General features: G+C 67.3%; 17 protein-coding genes and 1 tRNA gene. 13 read left to right on the forward strand and 5 right to left on the reverse strand.

The features are described 5' to 3' along the window. Positions 1–72: 72 nt before the first annotated feature. Positions 73–1719, reverse strand: a complete 1647-nt coding sequence (locus LXN01_RS01195) for a class I adenylate-forming enzyme family protein (RefSeq protein ID WP_236862721.1) — start codon at positions 1717–1719, stop codon at positions 73–75. A gap of 140 nt (positions 1720–1859) precedes the next feature. On the opposite strand from LXN01_RS01195, the gene LXN01_RS01200 reads away from it, so the two are divergent. The 10 genes from LXN01_RS01200 to rplA all read left to right on the forward strand — a co-directional run bounded on the left by LXN01_RS01200 (position 1860) and on the right by rplA (position 9550). After that, the gene (locus LXN01_RS01200; RefSeq protein ID WP_236862722.1) at positions 1860–2717 is read left to right on the forward strand and encodes a TetR-type transcription factor C-terminal domain-containing protein; all 858 of its coding nucleotides are present in this window, start codon (positions 1860–1862) and stop codon (positions 2715–2717) included. 80 nt (positions 2718–2797) lie between these two features. Then, positions 2798–3250: an FAS1-like dehydratase domain-containing protein gene (locus LXN01_RS01205; RefSeq protein ID WP_236862723.1), complete on the forward strand. Its 453-nt coding sequence runs from the start codon at positions 2798–2800 to the stop codon at positions 3248–3250. Continuing rightward, positions 3247–3738: a MaoC/PaaZ C-terminal domain-containing protein gene (locus LXN01_RS01210; RefSeq protein WP_236862724.1), complete on the forward strand. Its 492-nt coding sequence runs from the start codon at positions 3247–3249 to the stop codon at positions 3736–3738. Before LXN01_RS01205 ends, LXN01_RS01210 begins: the two co-directional genes overlap by 4 nt. Further along, complete coding sequence (locus LXN01_RS01215; protein WP_236862725.1) at positions 3735–4814, forward strand: UDP-N-acetylmuramate dehydrogenase; 1080 nt, start codon at positions 3735–3737, stop codon at positions 4812–4814. The genes LXN01_RS01210 and LXN01_RS01215 overlap by 4 nt, the downstream gene beginning before the upstream one ends. A gap of 41 nt (positions 4815–4855) precedes the next feature. Continuing rightward, entirely contained in the window at positions 4856–6508 is a 1653-nt protein-coding gene (locus tag LXN01_RS01220; RefSeq protein ID WP_236862726.1) for a metallophosphoesterase family protein, read from the forward strand. A gap of 170 nt (positions 6509–6678) precedes the next feature. Continuing rightward, a tRNA-Trp gene (locus LXN01_RS01225) sits at positions 6679–6751 on the forward strand. Between the two features lie 84 nt (positions 6752–6835). Then, positions 6836–7120: a preprotein translocase subunit SecE gene (secE, locus tag LXN01_RS01230; RefSeq protein ID WP_236862727.1), complete on the forward strand. Its 285-nt coding sequence runs from the start codon at positions 6836–6838 to the stop codon at positions 7118–7120. Positions 7121–7174: 54 nt separating this feature from the next. Beyond that, a complete protein-coding gene (gene nusG / locus LXN01_RS01235) occupies positions 7175–8140 on the forward strand; it encodes a transcription termination/antitermination protein NusG (protein ID WP_425547671.1) in 966 nt (321 codons plus the stop codon). 212 nt (positions 8141–8352) lie between these two features. Then, complete coding sequence (rplK, locus tag LXN01_RS01240; protein WP_236862728.1) at positions 8353–8790, forward strand: 50S ribosomal protein L11; 438 nt, start codon at positions 8353–8355, stop codon at positions 8788–8790. A 64-nt stretch (positions 8791–8854) separates the two neighbouring features. Beyond that, positions 8855–9550, forward strand: a complete 696-nt coding sequence (gene rplA, locus LXN01_RS01245) for a 50S ribosomal protein L1 (RefSeq protein ID WP_236862729.1) — start codon at positions 8855–8857, stop codon at positions 9548–9550. Positions 9551–9620: 70 nt separating this feature from the next. On the opposite strand, the gene LXN01_RS01250 is transcribed toward rplA, so the two are convergent. Then, entirely contained in the window at positions 9621–10028 is a 408-nt protein-coding gene (locus tag LXN01_RS01250) for an HNH/ENDO VII family nuclease (RefSeq protein WP_236862730.1), read from the reverse strand. Positions 10029–10112: 84 nt separating this feature from the next. On the opposite strand from LXN01_RS01250, the gene LXN01_RS01255 reads away from it, so the two are divergent. After that, positions 10113–10658 (forward strand): hypothetical protein, encoded by a 546-nt coding sequence (locus LXN01_RS01255; protein ID WP_236862731.1) that lies wholly within the window; start codon positions 10113–10115, stop codon positions 10656–10658. Between the two features lie 8 nt (positions 10659–10666). On the opposite strand, the gene LXN01_RS01260 is transcribed toward LXN01_RS01255, so the two are convergent. Then, positions 10667–12763: a GH-E family nuclease gene (locus LXN01_RS01260; protein ID WP_236862732.1), complete on the reverse strand. Its 2097-nt coding sequence runs from the start codon at positions 12761–12763 to the stop codon at positions 10667–10669. Next, positions 12760–13071 carry a hypothetical protein gene (locus tag LXN01_RS01265; RefSeq protein ID WP_236862733.1) on the reverse strand — a complete coding sequence of 104 codons (312 nt, stop codon included), beginning with the start codon at positions 13069–13071 and terminating at the stop codon, positions 12760–12762. The genes LXN01_RS01260 and LXN01_RS01265 overlap by 4 nt, the downstream gene beginning before the upstream one ends. A 550-nt stretch (positions 13072–13621) precedes the next feature. Between LXN01_RS01265 and rplJ the strand changes: the two genes are divergently transcribed. Together rplJ and rplL are read left to right on the forward strand one after the other, a co-directional pair. After that, the gene (gene rplJ, locus LXN01_RS01270) at positions 13622–14164 is read left to right on the forward strand and encodes a 50S ribosomal protein L10 (RefSeq protein ID WP_236862734.1); all 543 of its coding nucleotides are present in this window, start codon (positions 13622–13624) and stop codon (positions 14162–14164) included. Between the two features lie 64 nt (positions 14165–14228). Beyond that, entirely contained in the window at positions 14229–14621 is a 393-nt protein-coding gene (gene rplL / locus LXN01_RS01275; protein WP_236862735.1) for a 50S ribosomal protein L7/L12, read from the forward strand. A gap of 226 nt (positions 14622–14847) precedes the next feature. Here rplL and LXN01_RS01280 read toward each other — a convergent pair whose 3' ends face one another. Then, complete coding sequence (locus tag LXN01_RS01280) at positions 14848–15594, reverse strand: MBL fold metallo-hydrolase (RefSeq protein WP_236862736.1); 747 nt, start codon at positions 15592–15594, stop codon at positions 14848–14850. Between the last annotated feature and the right edge of the window lie 343 nt (positions 15595–15937).

Consider the following 15937-nt stretch of genomic DNA (forward strand, 5'->3'; position numbering starts at 1 on the left):
GCTGGAATCGGATTCCGACCGGGATCTTTCGGCTCCGCGGACGGACGGGGTTTCGAGCCGCGGCCGGCGGGTTCAGTCCCGCAGCACTCGGCGCAGGATCTTGCCCGTCGCCGTCTTCGGCAGCTCGTCGAGCACCTCGATCTGGCGCGGGTACTTGTAGGCCGCCCTGTTGGCCTTGCAGTAGTCGCGCAGCTCGTCCTCGGTGGCCTGAGCGCCGGTCTTGAGCGTGACGAAGGCCTTGACGGTCTCCCCGCGGTACGCGTCGGCAACGCCGACGACGGCGGCCTCGCTCACGGCGGGATGACTGTACAGGACATCCTCGACTTCCCGCGGCCACACCTTGTAGCCGGAGGCATTGATCATGTCCTTCTTCCGGTCGACAAGGTAGTACCACCCCTGCTCGTCGACGAAGCCGACGTCCCCGGTCCTGAGGAAGCCATCGACGAAGGCCTGCGCCGTCGCCTCGGGATTGTGCCAGTAGCCCGGGGTGATCTGCGGTCCCCTGGACAGGATCTCCCCGTACTCGCCGGGCCGGCAGTCCTCGCCGGTCTCCGCCACCACGCGGCAGGTGGTGTTGTAGATGGGTTTGCCGATCGACAGCGCGCCGGAGGCAGGGTCGACCGGCGCCCGCTCGCCGCGCGGCACGGCGTGGGTGGGGGAGGCGGTCTCGCTCATGCCGTAGACGTTGTGCACGTAGGCCCCCAGCACCCGCTCCAATCGGTCTCCCAGGGCCGGCGCGATCGGTGCGCCGCCGGAGAAGACCGACTCCAGGGAATCGAAATCCCCGTCCCGGCGCGCCGGGCTGTCGGCCAGGGCCATGAGCGCGGTGATGGCGCCCACGGCGAGCACTGGCTTCCGCCGGCGGATGGTCTCCAGCATCACCTCGGCATTGAAGCGGTGGCTGAGCACGATCGGGCAGTGCGCTCGCACCGCGAGCATGATGTGGCCGACCATCCCCGTGATGTGGAACAGGGGCGCGATGCCGAGGATGGGCTGACCTGTCTGCAGACCGGTGATCTCGATGTAGCTCTCGGCGTTGAATACGAGGTTGCCGTGGGTGTTCATCGCGCCCTTGGGCCTGCCGGTCGTGCCCGAGGTGTAGGTGAGCACTGCCGTATCCGCGGCACCTGACCCCGGTTCGGCCGGCAGCTCGCCCGGCGAGCTGTACGCCGCCTCTGCCGTGATGACGCCGGCGGGCAGCTCCGTGGGCACCGGCACGGTCTCGATCCTGATGGCCGAGTTCTCCTGCACCCAGCGCTGATGCTCGCCGACCACCGTCACCTGCACTGCGGAGCCGTCGAGAGCATCGCGTGCGACGGTGTCGTAGAGGCCGGGAATGGTGATGAGCGCACGGGCTTCGGAGTCGGCCAGGTGGTAGCGGAGCTCCCGGGCGGTGTTCATCGGGTTGACCGGAACCACGATCCCGCCCAGTCGCCACGTCGCGAGCAGTCCGATCACGAACAGCGGATCGTTCTGCGCGTAGACGGCCACGCGGTCATCCGGACCGATTCCCGACCGGTGCAGGGCCGCTGCCAGCCGGTCGGCCCGCTCGTCGACCTCGGCGAAGGTCAGCGTGCGCTCGAAGCTGTGGATGAAGGGGGAGTCCGGAGCCGCCTCGATCGCCGAGCGCCACATCTCGCGCACCGAGGCGAACGGCGACCTGATCGATTCGCCGAACGGCTTCATCGGAGTTCGGGTACTGTGTGCGGAGTCTTCCATGGCGTCCTTGCCTCCGTTGGTCGCGGTTCGGTATGCGTGAAGCGAGCGAGTGCTCGCTCACCCCTTCACTGTAGGAGAATGCGCAGATTTGTGAAGCGGTCCTCCGCTCGGTCCCAGGTGCGGCTGATAGCCTGTTTAACATGATTAAAGGCAACCCGGACACAGCGGTCGAGGAGGAGAGCGTGGGCCATCGGGTGCGCGCTGCTCGCAACGCGGCTGGACTCACGCTGGAGCAGGTGAGTCGGCGCATCGGGGTGAGCCCGGCGACGCTGTCCCTGATCGAGCGGGACAAGGTCTCCGTCACCGTTGAGCGGCTGACGAACCTGGCTCAGGTGTTCGGCATCGAGCTCGACGATCTGATGTCGGGCACGGGCACTCCGGCCGCCGGCGGCGCCCAGTTCGACAACGGGCGTGACGAGACTCTGCCCAAGGTGCTGGAAGCGGCTATCGAGTGCTTCACGAAATGGGGCTATCACGGCACATCCATGCGCCAGATCGCGCAGGCGGCGGACGTCAGCGTCGCGGGGGTGTACCACTACTACGAGAGCAAGCAGCAGATGCTCGTCGCGATCCTCGACTCCACCATGGAAGGCCTCATCGAAGGCCTGGAGGGCGCTCGGGAGAAGGTCGCGGACCGTCCGCCCGAAGAACGGTTCGCCGCCGTCGTCGAAGCGCTCGCCTACTACCACGCGAGCTCGCAGAACAAGGCGTTCATCGGCGCCAGCGAGATGCGCAGCATCGAGGAGCCGCATCGGACGAGGATCGCCGGCCTGCGCCGCTCGGTGCAGTACATGATCGACGACGAGGCCGCAGCCGCCGCCGAGGCGGGGGTGTTCACGGTTCCCGACCTCAAGTTCGCCTGCCGCCTGGTGGCGAACATGTGCACCTCCCTGGCCCAGTGGTTCGACAGAGCGGGTCCGATCAGCGCGGAGGACGCTGCGGCGAACATCGCCCGGTACGCCCTGGCGATGATGAAGGTCGAATCCGCCGCCCGGTAGACTTTCGCCAGCTGACGGATACGACTTCGGGGCACCGCCCCGATCGAACTTCAGGGGCGCGGCCCCTCGGGAGGAGCACCATGGCAGTCAACACCGAGCTGCAGGGGACCAGCTACACGCTGGCCACCCCGTACGAGGTGTCCCGCGAGGCGATCGCGCAGTTCGCGCGGGCCACGGGAGCCAACAATCGCGCGCACTTCGACGCGGAGTTCGCCGCCTCGCTCGGCTACCGTGACGTCGTCGCCCCGACCACGTTCGCGGTGATTCCCGCACAGCGAGCCGAGGGCCTGTACATCTCGCTGCCGGAGGCCGGCATCGACTTCTCCCGCGTCGTCCACGGATCCGAGCAGTTCACCTACACCCGCCCGATCATCGCCGGGGACGTGCTGAGCGCCACGTGCCACGTCGACGGGCTCCGGGAGGCCGGCGGACACGCCATGGTCACCACCCGCACCGAGCTCACCGAGGCGGAGAGCGGAGCGCCGGTCGCCACCGTCGTCTCGACGATCGTCGTGAGAGGAGAAGCAGCATGACCGAGTCCGCACCGCGCGAGGACCACCGCCCCGGCGCCGCCGACATCGCCCCCAGGTTGGCCGACCTCGAAGTCGGCCGGACAGTCGTCTCGGCCCGGATCCCGATCTCCCGTGCGGACCTCGTCCGCTATGCCGGAGCCTCGGGCGACTACAACCACATCCACTGGAACGAGCGCTTCGCGCGCGAGGTGGGGCTGGACAATGTCATCGCCCACGGCATGCTCACGATGGGTTCGGTGGTCGCCCGGATCAGCGAATGGGCCGTCGACCCCGGCGCGATCGTCGACTACCGCACGCGCTTCACCGCGCCCGTCGTGGTCCCGGATGCCGAATCCGGTGCCCCGGACGCCCCGACCGCCTTCCTCGGGATGACGGCGACGGTCGGTGCGATCGACGCCGACGGCGGTACAGCCCGGCTCGACGTGGAGGTCACCAGCGGCGAGGAGAAGGTGCTCGGACGAACGCAGGTCAAGGTTCGCCTGCAGTGAATCTGGCCGATCTCACCACCTTCCGCGTGGGCGGGCCGGCACCCCACCTCATGACCGTCCGCTCCCGGTCCGAGCTGGTCGACTGCTGCTCCCGGCATCGTCTGCAGCCCGACCGGCCGGACAGGTCGGTGCCCGATGTGCTCTTCGTCGGCGGCGGCTCCAACCTGCTCATCGCCGACGAGGGCTTCACGGGCCCGGCGTGCGTGATCCGGTCGACCGGAATCGACGAGCGGCCGGCCGGCACCGGGCAGCGGCTGCTCACGGTCGAGGCGGGGGAGAACTGGGATGCCTTCGTCGCCTCGACTCTTCGCCGGGGCCTGACCGGGCTCGAGGCGCTCTCGGGCATTCCCGGGTCGGTGGGCGCCACTCCCATCCAGAACGTCGGAGCCTACGGCGCCGAGGTCGCCGAATCGATCGATTCCGTGCTGGCGTTCGATCGGATCACCGGTGAGCAGCTTCGGTTCGGTGCGCAGGACCTCGGATTCGGGTACCGCACGTCGATGTTCAAGCGCACCGCCGCCGAGCACGGCGCAGTGCGCTTCGTGGTGCTGGCCGTCACCTTCCGGCTGCCGGAGGCGACGATGTCGGCTCCGGTGCGCTACAGCCAGCTCGCTCGGGCCCTCGGCGTGGAGATCGGGGCTCGCGTCTCCGCCTGCGAGGTGCGGGAGGCGGTGCTGGCGCTGCGCGCGTCCAAGGGCATGGTTCTCGACGACGCCGACCACGACACCTGGTCGGCGGGCTCATTCTTCACGAATCCGATCCTGCCCGCCGACGCCGTTCTGCCCGAGGATGCTCCGCGCTATCCGGTGACGGACCCGCTCACGGGTGCGCAGGACCCGGCGGTGGTGAAGACCTCTGCTGCCTGGCTGATCGACCACGCGGGCTTCGCCAAGGGGTTCGGTATCGGGGACCGTCGTGCGACTCTGTCGACCAAGCACACCCTCGCCCTCACGAACAGAGGCGACGCATCCACGGCTGACCTGCTCGAGCTCGCCCGCCGCATCAGGGACGGAGTCGAAGGGATCTTCGGCATCCGCCTGGAGCCCGAGCCCAATCTCGTCGGCTGCCGACTCTAGAGTCCGACCTCCCCCAGAGCCCGAACTCTCGAAAGGGACGCATGCCTGCGCAGAGCCGGCCTTCGCTGCTGACCCGCACTCCGCCTGCCGCGCCCCGCCGGACCCAGCGGGCAACCGGCCCGGTCGGGCCGGTGCTCGTGCGGATCCTCGGCGTGATCGGGGTGATCCTGGCATGCCTCGTGCTGGTGGCGCCGTGGGCGCTCTTCACCGCTCGGACGGAGGCGAACTTCGGCCCCCACGTGGCCGTCTACTCGGTGACTGCCGACGCGACGATCACCGTCGACTTCGGACCGCTGGGAGAGCTGCTGATCCCGGCCGACGGTCTGCTGCCGTTGGGGCTCGGAGCGCAGGTCGACGTCGAGGAGATCCCGGCCGAATCCGCTCTCGGCGGCACGACTCTCGATGCACTCGGACAGGACATCGCCTCCTACGCGACCTTCTTCACCGCTCCCGAGGCGCAGCTCGACGCTGTCGCCCGCGGCCTGATCCGTGACTTCGCCGTCCGGGAGTTCGGAGCCGGACTCGGGCTCGCCGCTGTCGTCGGGGTGCTCGCCGTGCTCAGCGGACCCCGGCAGCGCTTCCGCCCACCGCGGGCGAGGGCGGCGGTCGGCGCGGTCTCCGGGACAGTGGTCGTGCTCCTGATCGCGGCGCTGGTCGTGCCGATCCAGCGCCCGCGTCCGATCGACCCCAACCCCGCTTTCGTCGGCACCCCGCTTGAGGGTGCCCAGGTGACCGGCCGGCTCTCGGGCGTCATCGACGAGGTCGCGAAGCTGGTGGCCGACTTCGCGTCGGCGAACGACGCGTTCTACACGACAGCGCTGCAATCGCTGGATTCGGGCTGGGAGGAACGGCCCCTCACCGTGCGGCTGACTCCCGGCTCTTCCCTCGTGCCACCTCCGACCGAGGGGGTGTGGCGCGGTGCCGAGGCCGGCGAGCACGTCATCACGGCCGTGTTCGCCTCCGATCTCCACTGCAATGTCGGCATGACCCGAGTCGTCGCCGATGTCGTCGCCCGGGCCGACGCGGATCTCTACATCGACGGCGGAGACATCACGATGACCGGCACGCCGGCCGAGAACTACTGCCTCGACTCGCTCGACCACGAGCTTCCCGACGGTCTTCCCAAGGTCTTCGTCAAGGGCAACCACGACTCACTCGACACCGTCGCGCATGCCCGCGGGTCAGGCTGGACCGTGCTCGACGGGGAACCGGTCGAAGTGGCCGGGCTGCGCTTCTTCGGCGACGGGGATCCGCGGCGCACGGTCTTCGGGCAGCCGGAGCCGCTGCTGGAGACGGGGGAGACGACTGCCGAGTTCACATCGCGCATGACCACGGAGTCGTGTGCCGCCGAACCCGATGTGCTGCTGATCCACGACCCCCGGCAGGCGCAGGAGTCACTCGGAGTCGGCTGTGCGCGTTTCGCTCTGCACGGACACTGGCACCGGCGAGTCGGGCCGGAGCCATTCGGGCGGGGAGCGCGCTTCGTGAACTCGACGACCGGGGGAGCGCTGGCGAATGCGCTGACTCCCGGACCCCTGAAGATGCCGGCAGAGCTCACCATCATCCGGTTCGACGGCAGCACGGGCACTCCGCTGGACCTCCAGGTGGTGACCGTGGACATGGCGGCCCAGGCGGAGATCTCGCCCTGGCTGCGGATCCCGCAGCCGGGACCTTGGCTGCCGCAGTCGGAGTAGGTCGCCTGCTGCTCCGAACGGCGGCTGTTCGACGGATCGGTGCTCAGGCTGATCGTCTGATCAGGGCGCTCGTCGAGCGGCTGCTCGGTTCGACGGATCGGGGCCGAAGACTGTATGCTCGTACATCGGCGGACAGATGGCCTGCGCAAGCGGGGCGTCGGCGCTGCCGAAGGGGTGTGGCGCAAGTGGTAGCGCAACGGTCTCCAAAACCGTAGGCTGCAGGTTCGAGTCCTGTCACCCCTGCTCATGGTTCGCCGGTGGGCGCCGGTTGCCGGCACACTCACGCGGGGGACAGTGCAGACACGAACAACGACCGAGTGAGGATGCGTGGGCGACACACCGGCAAGAACCTCGGGTGCCAAGAGCAGAAGAAGCACAGCCGAGGAGCAGAAGAAGCGGGGCCTGTTCGGAAGCATCCTGCAGTTCTTCAGGGAAGTCGTCGCCGAGCTCAAGAAGGTCGTGACTCCGACCCGCAGAGAACTCGTCAACTACACCCTCGTCGTCCTCGGCTTCGTCATCGTGATGATGCTGCTGGTGACCGGACTCGACTTCATCTTCGGAAAGCTTGCCGGCTTCGTCTTCGCAGGATCTCCGCTCTGGCCCCTGTGGTGACACACTGAGCGAGGACCGGTCGAAGGCCAACCGCAAACTGCACAAGGAGATCTGGTGTCGGAGAAGGAAACCGAGAACATCGAAATCGCTGCCGTAGAGGAGCATCCTGCCCCAGCGGAGCAGGCGGTCGAGGAGTCGGCTGTTCAGCCGACCGCCGACGTTGAGCAGTCGCTCGCTGACGATGTCTCGGAGTCCGCGGCCGAAGACGAGCCGGCCGCTGCTGAGGATTCGGCTGCGGTGGGGGACGGTGCGGACGCTGCTGACGACTCGGCGCCTGCAGCGGAGACCGGGGCGCCGGACGCTGAGGACGCGCAGGTCGCTGATGACGCGCAGGATTCCGCTGCGGACGCGCCGGCCGACGAGGACGCGCGGGATTCCGCTGGTGACGCGCCGGCCGCCGAGGACGAGGTCGACCCGGTCGAGGAGTTCAAGGCCGAACTCCGCATGAAGGAAGGCGATTGGTACGTCGTCCACTCCTATGCGGGCTACGAGAACCGCGTCAAGGCCAACCTCGAGAACCGCATCGTCAACTTCGACATGGAAGACCAGATCTTCGAGATCCAGGTCCCCATGGAGGACGTCGTCGAGATCAAGAACGGACAGCGCAAGCAGATCCGCCGCGTGCGCATCCCGGGCTATGTGCTCGTGCGGATGAGCCTGAGTGATGAGAGCTGGGGCGTGGTGCGCCACACGCCGGGCGTCACCGGCTTCGTGGGCAACGCCTATGATCCGGTGCCGCTGCGCCTGGACGAGGTGTTCTCGATGCTCGCTCCCGTGTTCGAGGAGCAGCAGGCGAAGGCGGCCGCTGAAGCCGGCGCAACCGCCGTGCAGGCAGGCACGCCGATCACGGTCGAGTTCGAGGTCGGAGAGTCGGTCATGGTCAAGGAGGGCTCCTTCGAGGGGCACCCGGCGACCATCCAGGAGATCCGCCCGGAATCGCAGAAGCTCACCGTGCTGCTGTCGATCTTCGAGCGTGATGTTCCGGTCGAGCTCGGGTTCGACCAGGTCTCGAAGATCTGATCGACTGCTCACCGACAGCTTTCGGCGCCCGGAGGTTTCCGGGCGCTGCAGCCATATCCGGAACCCGGATTCGGTGCGGGCCGCACTGGTTTAGCGTCCAGCCCCGTTCTGTGGAATAATGGTGTGGTTTGATTGCCCAACCCCATCGGAGTCGGCGATCAGCACCCCGCGACAGACGTCTCGGGGTTTCCCTCACAGGACAAGGACCGAAAATGCCTCCTAAGAAAAAGGTGACCGGTCTGATCAAGCTCCAGATCCAGGCTGGTGCCGCGAACCCGGCACCGCCGATCGGCCCGGCGCTTGGTCAGCACGGCGTCAACATCATGGAATTCTGCAAGGCGTACAACGCCGCGACGGAATCCCAGCGCGGAAATGTCATTCCGGTGGAGATCACCGTCTATGAAGACCGCTCGTTCACCTTCATCACCAAGACCCCGCCGGCCGCGGAGCTCATCAAGAAGGCCGCCGGCGTGAAGTCTGCCTCTGCGACTCCTCACACTGTCAAGGTCGGTCATCTGACCGCCGATCAGGTGCGCGAGATCGCCGAGACCAAGATGCCCGACCTCAACGCCAACGACGTGGAGGCCGCATCGAAGATCATCGCGGGCACCGCCCGTTCGATGGGCATCACCACCGACGTCGAAGTCTGATTCGACGCTGATCACTGTGGCAGGGCCGGCGCGGCCCACACCACGACTGCAAGGAGAGAAGCAGATGGCACAGCGCTCAAAGGCCTACCGGGCCGCCGCGGAGAAGATCGCGGCAGATACCTACTACGAACCCAACCAGGCGATCGCCCTGGCCAAGGAGACTTCGGTGTCGAAGTTCGACGCCACCGTCGAGGTGGCGTTCCGCCTCAGCGTCGATCCGCGCAAGGCGGATCAGATGGTGCGCGGCACCGTCAACCTTCCGCACGGCACCGGCAAGACCGCCACGGTCCTGGTGTTCGCCGCCGGCGACCGTGCAGAAGCCGCCCGCGAAGCAGGTGCCGACTATGTCGGTTCCGATGACCTGCTGGAGAAGGTGGCAGCCGGCTTCACCGATTTCGACGCAGCCGTCGCCACGCCGGACATGATGGGCAAGGTCGGCCGTCTGGGCAAGGTGCTGGGTCCCCGCGGACTCATGCCGAACCCGAAGACCGGCACGGTGACGATGGATGTCGCCAAGGCAGTGAGTGAGATCAAGGGCGGAAAGATCGAGTTCCGCGTCGACAAGCACTCCAACCTGCACTTCATCATCGGCAAGGCGTCGTTCGATCAAGAGAAGCTGCAGGAGAACTTCACCGCAGCGCTCGATGAGGTGCTGCGTCTGAAGCCTTCGTCCTCCAAGGGACGCTACATCTCCAAGGCCACCATCTCGACCACCAACGGTCCGGGTGTGCCCGTGGACGCCAATGCCCTGCGCCCCTGAGGCGCGGGTTCGCTGAGGCGGAGTCAGACGGCTGAGGCCGGGTGCGGTGCGCACCCGGCCTCAGCCGCATTCAGCCCTGCGGCTCGGTGGGCGAGTCCTGCTCATTCCGCCCCGGCGAGTCGGCAGGTCCGAGAGCGACCAGATAGTTGTCGGAGTTCTCGTACTCGTACATGAACCTGGGGAAGTCGATCGCGCCCGACTCGTACCTCTCCTTGAGCTCGTCGTAGGAGAAGCCCGGCCTGGGAGTCATCGACCAGGTGTGATCCCGCGTGTTGTCGAAGTCGACGACCACCCAGACGCCCTCGGCGGTGAGCACGTACATCTCGTCCTCGGCAAGGTCCGTGCGGGCTGCCCCGCCTGCGACCCGGGTGACGCCTCCGCGGGGATCGCGCGGTGGGAATTCGCCGTCGGCGATCGCGGCCAGCTGTGCATTGCGGGAATTGACCCAGACCTGTTCTCTCTGTCCTGGACGGTTCATCTGCGATTCCTCGGGCCTCTCTGGTTCTCGACTGCGATCAGTCTATGGTGAAGGTGATTCGAGCTGTGGTGAAAGGAGCACCTCATGGCATCGGTGCTGTATGCGAGCCGGAACGGGACGTACGACGAGTTCGTGGAGCAGTATGACGCATCGTCGGCCGATCGGGAGAAGCTCCTCGTCTCGGCGCTCACCCATCCGGAGCCGGTGCACCGGGTGGCGATCGCGACTCGCCTGCTCGATGACGGTGCCGACATCGTCGAAGCAGAACGGCGTCACGGTGCTGTCCTCCTGTCCCTCCTCCCGGCCCTCCGGCACGACTCGGCGCTCGAAGGTCCGCTGGTCCAGCGCCTGGTCGACGGCGGAGCGGATGTCAATGCGCTCGAGCGGCGCGGGGACAGGCCCATCAACTACGTGATCCGGATGTCGCTGCCCGATGAAGAGCGCGGGCCGTTCTACCGGGCGCTGTTCGGGTCGGGGCGCCTGGACCTTGCAGTGCCCGCCGACCCCCGGCAACCCGACGGTCCCACGCTGATCGAACACCTGCTCGCGAATCCCGAGACGCAGAAGCTCCCCGTGCTCCGCGATCACCTGGTGCGGTGGGCTGCAGATCATCAGTCGTCCCAGGGCTGACTGGGACGTCAGCCGCGGCCTTCGTCCAGATGGCTCGAGTTGCGCCCCGGCTCCTCCACCATGTACCTGTTCGGTCCCTGCTGCTCGTGCATGAACTCCGGGAAGGTCAGGTCGCCGTCGAGGTAGTCGGCCTTCGATCTGCGGTACTCCTGGTTCGGCAGGTGCCCCATGTTCCACTTCCACTCGCCGGACCTGTCGAACTTCGTGATCACGTACTCGTTCGAGGTGTTGAGCACGTACATCTCGTCCTCCGCCAGCATCTCCCTCTCGTGCCCCCGCTTGATCCGAGTCTCCATGCCGCGACTGTCCGGGGGAGGGAACTCACCGTTGCGCATCTGCTCGAGCTGCTGATTCCGCGAGTTCACCCACACCTGCTCGCGCTGCCCGGGCAGGTACGGCGGTCTGTTCCTGGTGCGGCCTCGGTCATCGGCGAACTTGGGCAGCACCCGGTTGCCGTTCTCGTTCACGTACTCCCTGGGATAGACGTTCTCGTACCAGTCCAGCGCGGGCTGCTGAGCGGTCTGGGCGAAGCGAGGATCCGAGTAGCCGGGATTGCTGTTCGTGCCGTAGCCGCCTGCGGGCCGCTGGGGCGCCACCGGCCGGCGATCCCAGCGCACGGACGCTCCGGCCACACTGTCCGCCGAGCGCGAAGCTCCCGAGGCGACCTGCCCCGCGATGTCGTCGGCCTGCCTCGCAGCCGAGGTCGCGGATTCCACTCCGTCGCCCAGGACGTTCTTCACGCGCCTGCCGGTTCGGCCTGCGCTCGCGGCGTCACCGGCGAACGGGATCATGCCGGCCATCGACATCCCGGCGTTGAGGGGATCGCCCTCGATCGCGTACCAGAGTCCGTTCCCGACGTCGATCGGAATGCCGACAACCGGCAGCATGCCCCCGAAGTCGAGTCCGAGGTGGATCCAGTCCGACACCGACATGTCGGCGTCTGCCTCAGCCTGCTGCCGCAGCGCCTCGGCCAGACCTGCCACCCGAGCGGACTCGCCGACGATCGCCTCGGTCTGCGCAGTGTTCGCGAAGTCGCCGGTGGTGATGTCGGTGAGGAGACCGGTGAGCGAGTCCACTCCGCCCTCGCCCCACTCCCGCATCATCAGGGTCTGGAGGTAGGTCGACATTGCGGGCTCGCCTGCAACCTCGAACCGACGAGTGTTCGACGGGGAGAGGATGCTGCGTGCGGCTTCCGGGTTGAAGCGGAGGCCTGCGACGAGGTGGAGCATCGGGTCGTCGAGCGAGCGGCCCGCTGGATCGGTGATCCCGTACGGCGCCATCACCCGGGACGCGCCCGGGCGCTCGGCCTCGATGTCGAACATCTTCGCGTGAACGGTCTCGAGGAACTCGCGGCCGAATGCTCCGCGCGAGAGAGTGAGCGCGATCGCACCGCTGAGCTGACTGCTGGGGTAGCTCTCGTCCCAGTAGCGGAGTGTGAGGGCCTCGGCCCAGGAGTCCGCGAAGCCCTCGGGCGGGGACAGCGGGCCCGTGCCGCGGCTGGCGACCCCCAGGGAGCCTCCGATGGCGTCGATGAATGCCTCGTATTCGGCTCGCGAGGCGTCGACCGCCTCGGGCCCGTCCTGCTCCGCCCAGCGCAGGTCGAGGGCCCGGTTCTGCACGAGGAGGCCGGTCATCGCCGGATCGAGCCCCTTCGCGAGCTCCTGGGCGAAATAGGGGTCGAGCGCGTTGTCGGTCAGGAGCTGCAGCAGTTCGGGGTCCATGGGCCGCCGCTCCCCGCTGATCTGCATCTCTGCGTCCAACAGCGCCTGAAGCCTCTCCAGGGCCCGCTGCGCGTCCTCGCGCGCCTGCTGAGGCGTGCGGTCGGAGATCCGGGATTCGTCGATGTCGACGCTGGTCTGCAGGCCCGGTGTCTGAGCCTCGATGTACTCCGCCAGCGCAACGCGTCGGTTGAGGTCCGGGATCTGCTCGCGGATCCAGTGCGCAGCCTGCCGCGCCTGTGCAAGGCCCGGATTGTCGGCCGGGAGGAGGAGTCCGAGGAGTCGGTCGCTGATGATGGCGGCCTGTTCGAGGATGAGGGCGGCGCTGCTCTCCGAGGTGCGGATGAGGTCGTGCATGGCGGGGATGTCGATGCTGGTCGTGCTCATATGCTCACCCACGTCGCCTTCCACGCCTCGGCGGGATTCTCGATGTTCACGAGCGGTGGTTCGCCGGCAGCCTTGGTGGACATGTCGGCAGCTGCCACGGCGCCGGCCGCCTGGCACGGGCTCCTGTGCGCGGTGAGTGCGGCGTAGTACTCGTCAGCCGTGGACGAGACCCAGGCGCCGCCGTCCATGATCCGGATGAGGTCGTCGACGGCCTCGGCCATCGCATCGCCGTTGCCGGCGACGCGAGGCGCGTTGGCCACGAGGTCGTGCCGATAGAGGTTGGGCATGGGGACTGGGGGTATGGGCATGGGGATGACTCCGAGCGGGGATCAGCCGCAGCGCGAGGACGCACTGCGGTAGGGCCTGCAATGCTGGGAACGAGGGCAGTGGGGGAATCGAGGGGCAGTGGGGGAATCGAGGGGCAGTGGAAGATGGAATTCTCGAGGGGACGGGGATCCAGCGGCCGATGGCCGGTCGACGGGTTCGGGGATGTGACCGACGACAGTGCCACAATAGATGACAGCGCCACAATAGCCGACCGCGTAGCAGTCGACGACCGCGTCACAGTCGACGACAGCTGGGCTCACACCAGTGTCGGACCGCGTGGAAGGACACTACGCAGCCCGGTTTGCTCTCGGCGCCTGCTCTGCGCTAGTGTGGTGTGCGCCCAAGACCGTCGGTCTCAGCGGACGCCTCACCTCAGGTGTGACGGCTGCTGACGAAGACTCGGAAGAGTGACCTGCGCAGGTGACATGAGGATGTATGCAGCGGATGTTGTCCGCGATCGCAAGCGTTCCGTGCTTCCTGCGCGGAGCGCTTTTTTCGTGTCCGGCACCGACACCGTACGAAAGGAATACCATGGCGAGGCCTGACAAGGCAGCGGCAGTCGCGGAGCTCAAGCAGATGCTCGAGGGCTCCCAGGCTGCAGTGCTGACCGAGTACCGCGGTCTCACCGTCGCGCAGATGAAAGAGCTGCGCAACGCTCTCGGTGAGAACGCCAGCTACGCCGTGGTGAAGAATACGCTGACCGCAATCGCTGCCCGGGAAGCCGGCATCGAGGCATTCGACGGACTCCTCAATGGACCCTCCGCCATCGCCTTCGTGTCCGGAGAGCCTTCCGAGGCGGCCAAGGCGCTGCGTGACTTTGCCAAGGCGAATCCGCAGCTGGTCATCAAGGCGGGCTACCTCGAAGGTAAGCCGCTGACCGCTGAGGACATCTCGAAACTCGCCGACCTCGAATCCCGCGAGGTGCTGCTTGCGAAGGCAGCCGGTGCCATGAAGGCGGGCCTGCACAAGGCCGCTTACGTGTTCACCGCCCCGCTGGTCAAGGCTGCTCGCACAGTCGACGCTCTTCGCGAGAAGAACGCCGACGGCGAATCGGCACCGGCCGAGGACGCCTGAGTTTCAGAACCGCATACCACCCCGGTTGAGAACCTCAACCATCTAAGGAAGGACATAGCCCACCATGGCTAAGCTCACCCCCGAAGAGCTCATCGAAGGATTCAAAGAGCTCTCGCTGATCGAACTCTCCGACTTCGTCAAGATGTTCGAAGAGACCTTCGACGTCGAGGCTGCTGCTCCGGTTGCGGCTGCCGCTGCCCCGGCTGCCGGCGGTGCTGGTGGCGGAGAGGCTGCTGCCGAGGAGCAGACCGAGTTCGACGTCATCCTCGAGAGCGGCGGAGAGAAGAAGGTTCCCGTCATCAAGGAGGTCCGCGGACTGACCTCGCTCGGCCTGAAGGAAGCCAAGGAGCTGGTCGACAGCGCTCCGAAGGCCGTCCTCGAAGGCGTCAACAAGGAGACCGCGGACAAGGCCAAGGAGGCCCTCGAGGGCGCCGGCGCCACCGTCACCCTCAAGTGATCTGACGATCGCCGAGGGGGTCGCAGGACCGCCTCAAGTGATCGGAAGCTCCTTCGCAAGGACCCCGCTGCATGCGCAGCGGGGTCCTTGCTCTCTGTGCCCGGCAGGGTCTGAGCGAACTCAGCAGCTCCGAGTGGACTCAGCGGCTCCGAGTGGACTCAGCGGCTCCGAGTGGACTCAGCGGCTCCGAGTGGACCCAACGGGCCAGAGCCCATCGAGCAGGGCCTCAGCGCAGGCGACGCACTCCTGTCGGGAAGGTGCCCGGAACCCAGGGGAACGGGCCGGCGGAGCGGGCCGGCGCCTCGGCGGGGGAGTCGTGCTCGGAGACCCGGGCGATGTCGCCGAGCTGCGCCGCGGCGAACGCCTTGTCGACCGGGCTGCCGTGGCCGGGAGCGAAGAGGCGGATTCCGGGCAGCCCGAGCAGCAGCTCGAGGGATGCAGCCCACTGTGCGGGCAGGGCGTCATCACCGACCTGCAGGGGCGCGCCCTCCTCGACGAGATCCCCGACGAAGGCGACATCGTCGACGACGACCACCAGGTCGGATTCCGTGTGCCCGGCGAGCGGGAGGAATCGGACTTCTGCGTCGCCGAGATCGAGGGCGTCCTCGGCAGTGACGGCGCTCACCGGGACGAGCAGCTCCTCCGGCGGCGGCAGATCAGGCTCCGCGGCCAGTGGCACCTGCTCGAGCTGCACCCATGCAGAAGCGCGGTGATCGCGCACGAATCCGGGGGAGGCGAGGAACTGCTCGACCCCGTGCTCCGCAAAAGTCGTGTTGCCGAAGAAGTGGTCCCAGTGGTCGTGGGTGTTGACGACGACGAGGGGCAGATCCGTGAGTGCGCGGACGGCGGTCAGGATGCCCGCGGCCTGGACAGGGCCGGCGCCGGTGTCGATGACCAGTGCACGCTCGCTGCCGACGACCAGATAGGAGTTGAGGGCGACGGGGTCCGAGGTGTGCACGTAGATCTGCGGCATCGCCACAGTATACGAACCCGGGCGGATGCTGCGATGAACCCGAATCTGCGGTGAGCCGGCGCGGTAACCGGAGGCTGCGATGAATCGGGCTGAAGCGACCGGAGGCTGTGGCGCCCCGCTCGTGAATCCGCTGTGAAAATCACCCGAAAGTGGCGAAAGAAGCGAGCCTACCATATCCCGCCTTGCGCAACAGCGACGCGCCGAGTATGCTGGTTATTTGCGTTGCTTCGCCAACGTGGTGCCTTCATATAGCGGTGGGCCCCTCGGAGCCTCAAGTGTACTCGCGCCACGGGGGACAGTCGAATATCTCTGCTGTTCTCTGGACCCCGCAGGAGCGAGGCTG

Origin of the sequence: Brevibacterium daeguense (genome assembly GCF_021729135.1) — a bacterium.
Lineage (GTDB): Bacteria > Actinomycetota > Actinomycetes > Actinomycetales > Brevibacteriaceae > Brevibacterium > Brevibacterium daeguense.